Annotated in this window: 10 protein-coding genes; 1 reads left to right on the forward strand and 9 read right to left on the reverse strand. The window is 54.7% G+C overall.

Annotated features, from left to right (window positions below; genetic code table 11):
• Positions 1-6: 6 nt before the first annotated feature.
• Positions 7-717, forward strand: coding sequence for a 7-cyano-7-deazaguanine synthase QueC (queC, locus tag ACL2XP_RS20030; RefSeq protein ID WP_413734862.1), 711 nt, complete (start codon positions 7-9; stop codon positions 715-717).
• Positions 718-820: 103 nt separating this feature from the next.
• Here queC and ACL2XP_RS20035 read toward each other — a convergent pair whose 3' ends face one another.
• The 9 genes from ACL2XP_RS20035 to bolA all read right to left on the reverse strand — a co-directional run bounded on the left by ACL2XP_RS20035 (position 821) and on the right by bolA (position 11,778).
• A complete protein-coding gene (locus ACL2XP_RS20035; RefSeq protein WP_413734863.1) occupies positions 821-1,120 on the reverse strand; it encodes an Arc family DNA-binding protein in 300 nt (99 codons plus the stop codon).
• Positions 1,121-1,330: 210 nt separating this feature from the next.
• Positions 1,331-1,918 (reverse strand): ComEA family DNA-binding protein, encoded by a 588-nt coding sequence (locus ACL2XP_RS20040; protein ID WP_413734865.1) that lies wholly within the window; start codon positions 1,916-1,918, stop codon positions 1,331-1,333.
• A gap of 163 nt (positions 1,919-2,081) precedes the next feature.
• The gene (gene ppiD, locus ACL2XP_RS20045; RefSeq protein ID WP_413734866.1) at positions 2,082-3,962 is read right to left on the reverse strand and encodes a peptidylprolyl isomerase; all 1,881 of its coding nucleotides are present in this window, start codon (positions 3,960-3,962) and stop codon (positions 2,082-2,084) included.
• A 366-nt stretch (positions 3,963-4,328) separates the two neighbouring features.
• Positions 4,329-4,601 carry a nucleoid-associated protein HU-beta gene (gene hupB, locus ACL2XP_RS20050; protein ID WP_413734867.1) on the reverse strand — a complete coding sequence of 91 codons (273 nt, stop codon included), beginning with the start codon at positions 4,599-4,601 and terminating at the stop codon, positions 4,329-4,331.
• Between the two features lie 212 nt (positions 4,602-4,813).
• A complete protein-coding gene (gene lon, locus ACL2XP_RS20055) occupies positions 4,814-7,174 on the reverse strand; it encodes an endopeptidase La (RefSeq protein WP_413734868.1) in 2,361 nt (786 codons plus the stop codon).
• 201 nt (positions 7,175-7,375) lie between these two features.
• Complete coding sequence (gene clpX, locus ACL2XP_RS20060; protein WP_413734870.1) at positions 7,376-8,650, reverse strand: ATP-dependent protease ATP-binding subunit ClpX; 1,275 nt, start codon at positions 8,648-8,650, stop codon at positions 7,376-7,378.
• Between the two features lie 142 nt (positions 8,651-8,792).
• A complete protein-coding gene (clpP, locus tag ACL2XP_RS20065) occupies positions 8,793-9,425 on the reverse strand; it encodes an ATP-dependent Clp endopeptidase proteolytic subunit ClpP (protein WP_413734872.1) in 633 nt (210 codons plus the stop codon).
• Between the two features lie 413 nt (positions 9,426-9,838).
• A complete protein-coding gene (tig, locus tag ACL2XP_RS20070; protein WP_413734874.1) occupies positions 9,839-11,143 on the reverse strand; it encodes a trigger factor in 1,305 nt (434 codons plus the stop codon).
• 320 nt (positions 11,144-11,463) lie between these two features.
• Positions 11,464-11,778 (reverse strand): transcriptional regulator BolA, encoded by a 315-nt coding sequence (gene bolA, locus ACL2XP_RS20075; protein ID WP_413734876.1) that lies wholly within the window; start codon positions 11,776-11,778, stop codon positions 11,464-11,466.
• Positions 11,779-11,841 lie beyond the last annotated feature (63 nt).

Here is an 11,841-nt window from a genome sequence, read left to right on the forward strand (position 1 = left end):
ATTGATATGAAACGAGCGGTAGTGGTGTTTAGCGGCGGACAGGATTCCACCACCTGTCTGATCCAGGCCTTAAGCCAATATGACGAAGTGCATTGCGTCACGTTTGATTACGGCCAGCGGCATCGCGCCGAAATCGATATCGCCCGCACCCTGGCGGGTAAATTAGGCGCCCGCGCCCATAAAGTGATCGACGCCCGCTTGCTAAACGACCTGGCGGTAAGCAGCCTGACGCGGGACAATATTCCCGTGCCCCATTATGACGAGGGCGCCGGCGCGGATTCTGGCGCCGCCTTGCCCAGCACCTTTGTGCCCGGACGCAACATCCTGTTTTTAACCCTGGCGGCTATTTATGCCTATCAGGTCGGCGCCGCCACGGTGATTACCGGCGTATGCGAAACGGATTTTTCCGGTTATCCCGATTGTCGCGACGAGTTTGTCAAGGCGCTGAACCAGGCCATTACGCTGGGCATGGCGCGCGACATCCATTTCGCCACGCCCCTGATGTGGCTTGACAAGGCTGAAACCTGGGCCCTCGCCGATTATTATCATCAACTGGATTTAGTGCGTAACGAAACCCTGACCTGTTACAACGGCATCCAGGGAGACGGCTGCGGCGAATGCGCGGCATGCCATTTGCGGGCCAAGGGGCTGGCGGCCTATCGGCAGCATCCAGAAAGCATTATGACGCAGATGAAAGCAAAAACCGCGCTGGCGTGACGGGCAGGTATCTTCGGGTCAGAGGGTGTGGTATTTCCCCCTCTGATCGTGAGTCTACTTCATGTATGTTGCAGCGGATGAAACGGGTAAAATGGCGGACGAGCTATTTTTTCTTGGATTTTTTCTTATTGGCGCCGCTAAGCAAGGCTCGCAGTTTTTTAACTTCGCCCGTGGTGAACGGCAGTTCCGTAATCTCTTCGGTATGTTGATTATCCACATCGGCGGCCGCATGCTCTTTGCGTTTTGACGCCGTGGTGCCCTCTTTCGAATCCCCGTCGAGGCTTTGCGCAAGCCTGGCGCTAATTTCCGCACTCATGGAAACGCTATTACTCGCGGCTAAGGATTTTAATCTTTCTTTTAGCTCAAGAGGTAATTTAATCGTTAAATTAGCTGTCTCAGTCATCGTGCTTTCCTACTGATAGATGTGCCACTAACTTAGGAAAGTTATCCCCGGAAGTCCAGACTGTCACAAAAATTTAATATTCGACTGACTCGCCGTTTGGCCCCGGCGTCCATAGTCATAAATACCGGATGCACATTACCCATGCATCCGCGATCTCATAAGCCATTCGTTTGCCATTCCGGCGGCAGCTCCGCCGGGTGCGCTGCGGCCTTAAAGTTCGATGGCGTTTTTATTTCGCGCCAGGGTCGCCGGTCCAATGCCTTTGACCTCGGTTAGCTGTTCGATTTTGTTAAATGGGCCGTGCTGGTTGCGGTAATCCACGATAGCCTGGGCTTTTTTGGGCCCGATGCCTTTTAACCCCTCAACCAAATCTTCCGCCGACGCGGTATTGATATTCACCTTGTCACGATCGAAGTCGTCGGTTTGCGTGGCCTGATCCCGGCGATCGACCGCCGATGCCGTGGCCGTGGCGTCATCTTTTACCTCGGCATCGGTCTTGATTTCATCCTCGGCGACGGCATCGGCATTATCCTGTAGCGGCGCGGCGGTATCGGTCTTTGCCTGCTGGTCGGCGGGATGGCGCCCTGGCGTTTGGGCGGATTCATCCGGTAACGCCTGCCCCCCGTCTTCCCCGCCCTTAAGCGCCTGCGGCGTCAATTCGCGATCCGGCGCGGGAACACTGATGGCCAGCGGCTCCTCGTCCGGCGTTTTCTCTCCCGCGCTACAGGCGCCGCCGGACAGCGCAATTAATCCGATTAACAGGGCCAGTCTTATCGATAGCATCCTTTGCATTTTCATGGTGGTTCCTCCAGTGGGTACGGACTGCAAACAGGCATGCTTGCAGGTACGCCGGATAGCATGCCCCAGCGGGAGGGCAGGAACAACGAAGGATGGATGATTATGCAAAAGGCCGCATAGGCGGCCTTTTGATATTACATAACGCTGATTTTTTTTATGAGCGTCATTGCATTTGTGCACCGGTGCCCATCTTGATCTTGGCTTCGGTACGTAAATTATTGAGCAGAGCGTCGAAGGTGACGCCGGTCATGCCCTGGCTAAGCTGGCTGACCACTTGGCTACGCTGCTGGTCGTCAAGTTTACGCGGCTCCACCCGATCCAGCGCCACCAGCACGATATTGCCTTTATCATCTGACGACGTACCGTAAGAAGACTGGTTCGGCTGCGGCTGCGGCAAGGTAAAGATGGTCTGGGTCAACGGATCGTTTTGGCGGGTAGAGTCATAGGTCTGCGCCGCGCCGAAGGACAGGTTGGCGGCCTTCATGGCCTCGTCGCCCTTGCCCTGCTTGAGCGCCACCAGAATTTTTTCCGCGTCCATGCGGGCCTGCTGGATAGCTTTCTGACGTTTGACCTGCTGCTCCACCTGCCCGCGCACCGCGTCAAGCGGCTTGATGCTTTCCGGTTTATGATCGGCCAGGCGCAGAATAAACGCCCGATCGCCGTCGACGGTGATCACATCGGAGTTGTTGCCGGGCGCGCCATTGCTGCCCAGCAGCGAACCGCCGAACAACACTTGTTTGACCGGGTCGAAATTCAGCGCATCCGGCACATTGTCGCGGGTAAACCAGTCGGATTGCACCGCTTTGACCCCCGCCGCCGTCTCCGCCGAGGCGAGAGACTCGTTATCGTTGCTGGCGGCGTCGCTGACTTTCTGCTGCAAGGCATAATAGGCATCAATGGCCTTTTCCTGCTTCACTTTGGCGGCGACCCCGGCATGCACCTCGGCCAGGGGTTTCACCTGTTCGGGTTGGATATCGGTCAGGCGCGCGATCAAATACCCCACGGAGGAGGTGATGACGCCGGACAGCTGTCCTTTGTCGTTCAGGTTGGCCTGCTTTAGCTCGTCAACCGTCGAGTCCGCTTCCATCCAGCCGATATCGCCGCCGGTTTTAGCGGAAATCACGTCGGTGGAATGCTGCTTGGCCAGCGCGGCGAAATCGCCGCCCTGCTGCAACTGCGTCAGGATGGCTTTGGCATCGGCTTCGGTTTTGCTTTGGATAATGCTGTAGCGCTTGCGGGCCGGCTTGGAGAATTGGTCTTTATGCTGGTCGTAGTACGCCTGGATTTCCTGTTCGCTCACCGTGGTGCTGGCCTGCATTGAAGCGGCATCCATGGCGATGTAGGCGACTTTGAAGGACTCGGGCAGGACGTAGCTGTTTTTGTTCTGGTTGTAGCTGTTCTGGATCTCTTCGTCCGAGGCGGTCTGTTTGGCCAGCAGGGAATCGATATCCAGGGTGGCCAGGCGCGCCTGGCGTTCCTGGATAGCCAGCGACAGCAAGCGGTTGGTCTCGTCCGGCAGCAGGAAGCCGGTGCCGCCAAGGCCCTGGATCAACTGCTGGGTAAGCAATTGCTTGCGCATCAGCTGCGCATATTGATCCGTGGTCAGGCCCATGCTGTTAATAATAGAGCGGTATTTGTCGTTGTCGAAATTGTTGTTGGTCCTGAACGCCGGGATGGCAAAGATCGCATCTTTGATTTGCTCATCGCTGACGGCCAGTCCCAGGGTTTGCGCGTATTGGTCCAGCAAGGTTTCATCAATCAGCTGCGACAGCACCTGGCGGCGCATCTGGAGCATATAGCCTTCGTTGGCGGCCAGAGCCGAGAAACTGTCCCCCAGCGACTCCTGCTGGCGGCTGCGTTCGTTTTGCACCGCCTGTTCCAGCTGGGCGCGGCTGATGACCTGCCCGTTGACCTTGGCGGCATAATCCCCGCCGCCGCCTATCAGGTAGTTGCCAACTCCGGTCAGCACGAATGAAATGGCGACAATTGCTAGAATAATTTTGAGCACGACGTGATTGGCGGCCGCGCGTAAATTGTCCATCATAGTGTGACAACACTCCGCTGTAATATGAATGAAACCTTGCGCCGGCAGTAAGATCCCGCCTTCATGCCGTAGCTCCGAGAGCTGCTGCGCGCTAAAGCTATTCCTCTGACAGCGCGAATCGACATCCGTCAGGGAAAAAATAAAACAAAAAAGGCACATCAAAAAGATGCGCCTTGTATTCTACCCTACCCGTTCCCCTGCGTCAGGTAATATACCCGTCATCTTTCAAGTTACAGATGCGTTGGCGGCGCTCTTTCACCCGAATCGCTTACTCATGTAAGATCAGCGGGATTCATTCTCTTGCCGCCTTCCTGCAACTCGAAATCCATTGGGTACGGTTTGACGCGAAAAACAGCGGTGCAACCATCAGTTGACAGCGTCTTTCAACCCTTTGCCAGCGCGAAAGCCAGGTACTTTGGCAGCCGGGATACTGATTTCTTTGCCCGTTTGCGGGTTACGACCGGTGCGGGCTGAACGCGCGCGTACCGTAAAGGTGCCAAAACCTACCAGCGCAACATCATCTCCCTGCTGCAGCGTTTCGGTTACGGAACCAATAATGGCATCCAATGCACGTCCGGCAGCCGCTTTGGAAATATCAGCACCTGCGGCAATTTTGTCGATCAGTTGTGACTTATTCACTCTTTCATCCCCTCTAGAATTCTCTCGTCGCGACGGAATTTTCCTTAAACGCGACAGCGCAGCTGTTATATCAAGCCTATTATGTCCTGGCAAGCCTCAGCCGAATGCCGACCAAGCCCGACAGCTACCTAACTTAACGGTACAAAAAAAGGCTGGCAAGTGGGATTTCACCTGTCAGCCCGTTTTTTACCGGTATATGTTACTTAAAGCGCCTATTTTGCCGCGGCGGTGGCAATCTCCATCCCAAAAGGCGAGTTCTGCAAGGCCAGCGTCAACACTTCATCGATGCGCTGAACCGGATGGATCTCCATATCGTTGATCACATTGGCCGGCATATCTTCCAGGTCCCGCTTGTTTTCGTAAGGGATCAATACCGTCTTGATACCCCCGCGGTGAGCCGCCAGAAGTTTTTCCTTCAGGCCGCCAATCGGCAGTACCAGGCCGCGCAGGGTAATTTCGCCGGTCATGGCGACATTGGCCCTGACCGGGTTGCCCGTAAGACAGGAAACCAGCGCGGTGCACATGGCGATACCGGCGCTTGGCCCGTCTTTCGGCGTAGCCCCTTCCGGCACGTGGACATGAATATCCCGTTTCTCGTAAAAGTCGGGATTAATCCCCAATTTATCCGCCCGGGCGCGCACTACGGTCAATGCCGCCTGGATGGACTCCTGCATGACTTCCCCCAGGGAGCCGGTATAGGTCAATTTGCCTTTACCCGGTACGCAGGCGGTTTCGATGGTCAGCAGTTCGCCGCCCACTTCGGTCCAGGCCAGGCCGGTAACCTGCCCAACCCGGTTTTCGCCTTCCGCGCGCCCGTAGTCGAAGCGCTGGACGCCAAGGTAATCCTTGAGGTTGTCGCCGTCGATGCGGATATGCTTGACGGTTTTATCCATCAGCAGCGTCTTCACCGCCTTGCGGCATATCTTGGAAATTTCACGTTCCAGATTACGCACGCCGGCTTCGCGGGTGTAATAACGGATAATGCCGACCAGCGCGCTGTCCTCGATGGTCACCTCGCCGCTCTTGAGCGCGTTGCGGTCGATTTGTTTTTGCAGCAGATGCTCGCGGGCGATATTAAGCTTTTCGTCCTCGGTGTATCCGGACAGGCGGATCACTTCCATACGGTCGAGCAGCGGCGCCGGGATATTCATCGAGTTGGACGTGGCCACAAACATCACGTCGGACAGATCGTAATCCACTTCCAGGTAATGGTCGTTAAACGCCACGTTCTGCTCGGGGTCCAGCACTTCCAGCAGCGCTGAAGCCGGATCGCCGCGCATGTCCGAAGACATTTTGTCGATTTCATCGAGCAGGAAAAGCGGATTTTTCACCCCGACCTTGGACATTTTCTGGATAAGCTTACCCGGCATGGAGCCGATATAGGTACGGCGGTGACCGCGGATTTCCGCTTCATCGCGCACCCCGCCCAGCGCCATGCGCACATACTCGCGCCCGGTCGCCTTGGCGATGGACTGGCCCAGCGAGGTTTTACCCACCCCCGGCGGCCCTACCAGGCACAGGATCGGCCCTTTGATTTTGCTGACCCGGCTTTGCACCGCCAGATACTCAAGAATGCGATCCTTGACCCGTTCCAGGCCATAATGATCTTTATCCAGCACTTCCTGCGCCTTCACCAGGTCTTTTTTCACCTTGGTGCGGGCATGCCAGGGCACCGACAGCATCCAATCGATATAACCGCGCACCACGGTGGCTTCCGCGGACATCGGCGACATCATTTTCAGCTTCTGCAATTCGGCTTCGGTTTTTTCCCGCGCCTCTTTTGGCATCTTCGCCGCTTCTATCTTGCGCTTGAGCGCTTCGTTTTCATCCGGCGCATCGTCCATTTCGCCCAGCTCTTTCTGAATGGCTTTCATTTGCTCATTCAAATAGTACTCGCGCTGGCTTTTTTCCATCTGTTTTTTGACGCGGTTACGGATACGTTTTTCGACCTGCAACAAATCGATTTCCGATTCCATCATCGCCATCAGATATTCCAACCGCTCGGTGACGTCCGCCATTTCCAGCACCGACTGCTTGTCGCTTAATTTCAGCGGCATATGGGCGGCAATGGTATCGGCCAGACGCGCGGCGTCATCAATACTGTTTAACGACGTCAGCACTTCGGGCGGGATTTTTTTATTAAGCTTGATATACCCTTCGAATTGGTTAATCGCGGTGCGCACCAGGACTTCCTGTTCGCGCTCGTCGATTTCGGGGGTGTCAAAATATTCAGCCTGGGCGGCAAAGTGTTCGCCGCTATCCGACAAAGTGGTGATACGGGCGCGCTGTAAACCCTCGACCAGTACTTTTACCGTACCGTCAGGCAATTTCAGCATCTGGAGAATCGAAGAGACGGTCCCGACTGAAAAAAGATCGTTGATACCCGGTTCATCCGTCGAGGCTTCTTTCTGCGCCACCAGCATGATTTTTTTGTCGCTATCCATGGCTGCTTCAAGGCACCGAATCGACTTCTCCCGTCCAACAAACAGGGGGATGACCATATGCGGATAGACCACCACATCGCGCAGAGGCAATACGGGGATTTCTATGCGTTCGGAACGCTCAGCATTCATAGAGCTCTCTCTTAGTTTAGCTTCCGCCAGGTTTAGGGGATTCGCAAAACTCGGCCGTTGCCAGTTTCAACAAATAGGTAATTGAGTATATGGGGGCGAATCACTTACATTCAACAGCCTGGATATCGGAAAAACAAATGGGGGATAAAATCCCCCACTTTTTTACTTGTTCGCCTGACGGCCCATCAGTAGTCCGCTGAATTATTCACCGGATGCCTGCTGGGTCTCATGCTTGCCGTAAATCAACAGGGGTTCCGACTGGCCTTCGATAACCGCTTCGTCGATAACCACTTTTTCAACGCTGTCCTGCGAGGGCAGTTCATACATTGTTTCCAGCAAGGCGCCTTCGACAATGGAGCGCAGCCCGCGCGCGCCGGTTTTACGGGCCATGGCCTTTTTGGCAATAGCCGTCAGCGCTTCGTCGCGGAATTCCAGCTCGACCCCTTCAAGGTTGAATAACGCCTGGTACTGCTTGGTCAAGGCGTTCTTCGGCTCTTTAAGGATCTGGATCAGCGCGTCTTCGCTTAGCTCATTGAGGGTGGCGAGCACCGGCAGGCGGCCGATAAATTCAGGAATCAGGCCGAATTTAATCAAATCTTCCGGCTCCACCTTCGACAGCAACTGTCCTTCGCTGGCCTTGGCCGCGCTGCCTTTGACGGTAGCGCTAAACCCAATGCCCCGGCCGGTATCGACACGCTGCTCAATCACCTTATCCAGGCCGGCAAACGCGCCGCCGCAGATAAAGAGGATCTTGGAGGTGTCGACCTGCAGGAATTCCTGCTGGGGATGCTTACGTCCGCCCTGGGGCGGCACGGCGGCAATCGTCCCTTCAATCAGCTTGAGCAGCGCCTGCTGTACGCCTTCGCCGGAGACGTCGCGGGTGATGGAAGGATTGTCGGACTTACGGGAAATCTTGTCGATTTCATCGATGTAGACAATGCCGCGCTGCGCTTTTTGCACATCATAATCGCATTTTTGCAGCAGCTTCTGGATAATGTTTTCCACGTCCTCGCCGACATAACCCGCTTCGGTGAGCGTGGTGGCATCCGCCATGGTAAACGGCACATCCAGGAAACGCGCGAGCGTTTCCGCCAGCAGGGTTTTACCGCTGCCGGTCGGTCCGATCAGCAGGATATTGCTCTTGCCCAGTTCGATACCGTTAGTGGTATCGCCGTTGCGTAAACGTTTGTAGTGGTTATACACGGCCACGGCCAACACTTTTTTCGCTTTTTCCTGGCCGATGACATAGTCGTCCAGGTGATGGCGAATTTCATGGGGCGTCGGCAACGCGCTGCGTTCGCGATGCGGGGCCACTTCCTTGATCTCTTCGCGAATAATGTCATTGCATAAGTCGACACATTCGTCGCAGATATACACTGACGGCCCTGCGATCAGCTTGCGCACCTCATGCTGGCTTTTACCGCAGAAAGAGCAATACAGCAGCTTTCCTGAACCGTCTTTGCGCTTATCTGTCATCAGTAAACCTCTTTCTCTAGTCTTTGTCCCGCAGGCCAACCACGGCGGCAACGCGACTGCTTAACGTATAACCGGCGCTTTGAATGGCATTAGTCTACTCGAATGACTTGCTACTGTAACTATAGTCTATCGGTATTCAGAATTACGCCGTCAAATCGCGCTTGCTTAATATGGAATCCACTAATCCGTAGTCTACCGCCTCTTCGGCGGAGAGGAACCGATCGCGTTCCGTGTCTTTCTCTATTGATTCAAGCGAGCGGCCGGTATGTTTGGCCATCAGTTCATTCATGCGCGCTTTGACTTTAAGAATCTCTTTGGCATGAATTTCTATATCGGTGGCCTGGCCCTGGAACCCGCCCAGCGGCTGGTGAATCATCACCCGTGAATTCGGCATGCAAAAACGCTTGCCCTTGGCGCCCGCGGTCAGCAAAAATGCGCCCATGGAGGCGGCCTGCCCCATGCAAAAGGTGCTGACATCAGGCTTGATAAACTGCATGGTGTCATAAATGGACATGCCGGCGGTGATCACGCCGCCTGGGGAATTGATATAAAGGTAGATATCTTTTTCTGGATTTTCCGCTTCCAGGAATAGCATCTGCGCCACGATCAGATTCGCCATATGATCTTCAACCTGGCCGGTCATGAAGATGATCCGCTCTTTCAGCAGGCGCGAAAAGATGTCGTAAGAACGCTCTCCGCGTGAAGTCTGCTCAACCACCATCGGCACCAAGGCCATATGGGGTGCCTGTTGTTCTTTATCGCCACTGTATGACATATCATCTCCTAGATAAAATTCACTCGGCGCCGTTATTTTCCGATTCTACTTGAGATGATGCACAATCGCCATGCTCAAGCTGTCGGGTCGCCTTTCTGCTCGGGCGGATGTATTCAGCCAGCAACGTTACATTAATCAGGCTATATAATCCTTTCTGCTTACTAGTTGGGGGGCATTGCGTCCCTTTTCAAGCGTCTGCCGCATTTTCTTTTACGGGTTAGATTAATAGATAGGCTAACGCTGCGTTGCCCTGCCTCACTTTTAGCATTGTGCCCTGTTTAAATATAGCGTTAATTGCCGATACTTTTCCCATAGAGGCACAATCGAACAAAAAAAGCCCGCCATCAGATGATGACGGGCTTTTAATGATAAACATACCGCTCAGTCCGGGGCAAGCCCGGTGGGCAGATTTATCAGGCCGCGTTCGGTTGGTTCATCAACTCGGTGAACGTAGTCGGCTTCTCAACGACTTTAGCGTTGGCCAGCAGGGCTTCAACCGCCTGTTCTTCCAAAGCGACGTTACGCATATTATTCATCATTTCCTGATTTTTTGCGTAAAACTCCACCACTTCGGTCGGATCTTCATAGGCGGACGCCATCTCTTCGATCAGGGTTTTGACCCGTGAATCGTCCGCTTTCAGTTCGTTGGTCTGGATCACTTCGCCCAACAGCAATCCGACGCGAACGCGGCGTTTGGCCTGCTCTTCGAACAGCTCGCGCGGCAGTTCCAGCGCTTGCTTTTCATTGCCGCCAAAACGCTGTGCCGCCTGACGGCGCAGAACGTCGATTTCGCCGTCGATCAGCTTGGCGGGAACGTCGATTTCATTGGCGCCGATCAAACCGTCGATAACCTGGTTCTTGACACGATTGCGCACGGCGTTCTTCAGTTCGCGTTCCATGTTTTTGCGCACTTCGGCGCGCAGGCCGCTAACGGAGCCGTCGGCCACGCCAAAGCGTTTAATGAACTCTTCGGTCAGTTCAGGCAGTTCGCGCTCTTCGACTTTCTTCAGGACGATGGCGAATTTCGCCGCTTTCCCTTTCAGGTTTTCCGCGTGGTAATCTTCCGGGAAGTTGACATCGATATCAAAGGATTCGCCGGCTTTGTGGCCGATAACGCCCTCTTCAAAACCCGGGATCATGCGGCCCTGGCCCATAGCCAGAACGAAATCGTCGGCTTTGCCGCCGTCGAATTCTTCACCGTCGATGGTGCCGATGAAATCAACGGTCACGCGATCTTCCGCCGTGGCGGCGCGATCGGTTTCTTTCCAGTCGGCCTGTTGTTTACGCAGGGTTTCCAGCATCTGATCGACATCGGCGTCATTAACCTCAACCACGGGTTTTTCGACTTCGATGGTATCCAGGCCCTTCAGTTCCACTTCCGGGTAGACTTCGAATTCTACGTGGTAAGTGAAATCTTCGCCGTTTTTGTACTCGCCGGGCACGTAGTCAGGCGCGCCGACCGGATTGATTTTTTCCTGGATGATGGCATCGACGAAATTGCGCTGCATGATATCGCCCAGTACATCCTGGCGTACGGAAGCGCCATAGCGCTGCGCCACGACGTTCATAGGGACTTTCCCTTTACGGAAGCCATCGATGCGAACTTTCTTGGCGACATTCACCAGTTCGCTTTTTACCGCTTGCTCAATGGTATCGGCGGCAACGGTAATGGTTACGCGGCGCCCCAGGCCTTCAGTGGTCTCAACAGAAACTTGCATCTTGTTACCTCAAAAAATCACAGTGCTCGGTCAACTCCAGAAGCCGTTTTCAAAGAAGCGGTCATCCAGGTCCACTGACATGAAAATGGCCTCTGAGAACCGGGAGGTCTGAATGAACAGAAACCTGTTCCCCGTCGTCGTCAGAAGCATCCCGAATACATTCCGGAAATATAAGACGCGGCATTATAGCGGCATAGAGTTTATGAGTCGAGAACAGCGCGTAAATTGCCGCGCACAGAGCGTGACGGCGCACAAAAAACAAAAAAAACGGCCTTATGGCCGTTAATTTGCTGGCAACATCGCGTCGGCGGCTACCCCGCTCAGGCAATCAGCCCGGCGCCGCGACAAGGCGGCGAAGCCGGCACGGCATCTTGCAGGCTGGCCCATTCCTTGAGCGTATAGGCGTGCAGCGCCAGGGCATGCACCGGCCCGGCCAATTCTTCCGCCAGTACGGCGTAAAGGGAACGATGGCGGTTCAGGATGCGTTCACCGGTGAAACTTTCGCTGACCAGCACCACCTTAAAATGACTTTCCGATCCGGCCGGCACGTTATGCCGGTAACTTTCGTCCACGACTTCCAGATAAACCGGATCAAACGCGGCCCTTATTTTTGCTTCAATTTGCTCGCGAAACATGGTTTTCTCCTTACTGCGTAGGCTGCGCGCTGTCTACTGTTAAACTTTAGCTGACTTTTTATT

This window comes from Sodalis sp. RH21 (assembly GCF_047324175.1).
Taxonomy (GTDB): Bacteria; Pseudomonadota; Gammaproteobacteria; order Enterobacterales; family Enterobacteriaceae; genus Acerihabitans.

What these genes read in the sequence shown, in the direction of transcription:
- queC (WP_413734862.1), top strand. Translation starts at nt 7, where the DNA reads ATGAAACGAGCGGTAGTGGTGTTTAGCGGCGGACAGGATTCCACCACC.
- ACL2XP_RS20035 (WP_413734863.1), bottom strand. Translation starts at nt 1,120, where the DNA reads ATGACTGAGACAGCTAATTTAACGATTAAATTACCTCTTGAGCTAAAA.
- ACL2XP_RS20040 (WP_413734865.1), bottom strand. Translation starts at nt 1,918, where the DNA reads ATGAAAATGCAAAGGATGCTATCGATAAGACTGGCCCTGTTAATCGGA.
- ppiD (WP_413734866.1), bottom strand. Translation starts at nt 3,962, where the DNA reads ATGATGGACAATTTACGCGCGGCCGCCAATCACGTCGTGCTCAAAATT.
- lon (WP_413734868.1), bottom strand. Translation starts at nt 7,174, where the DNA reads ATGAATGCTGAGCGTTCCGAACGCATAGAAATCCCCGTATTGCCTCTG.
- clpX (WP_413734870.1), bottom strand. Translation starts at nt 8,650, where the DNA reads ATGACAGATAAGCGCAAAGACGGTTCAGGAAAGCTGCTGTATTGCTCT.
- clpP (WP_413734872.1), bottom strand. Translation starts at nt 9,425, where the DNA reads ATGTCATACAGTGGCGATAAAGAACAACAGGCACCCCATATGGCCTTG.
- tig (WP_413734874.1), bottom strand. Translation starts at nt 11,143, where the DNA reads ATGCAAGTTTCTGTTGAGACCACTGAAGGCCTGGGGCGCCGCGTAACC.
- bolA (WP_413734876.1), bottom strand. Translation starts at nt 11,778, where the DNA reads ATGTTTCGCGAGCAAATTGAAGCAAAAATAAGGGCCGCGTTTGATCCG.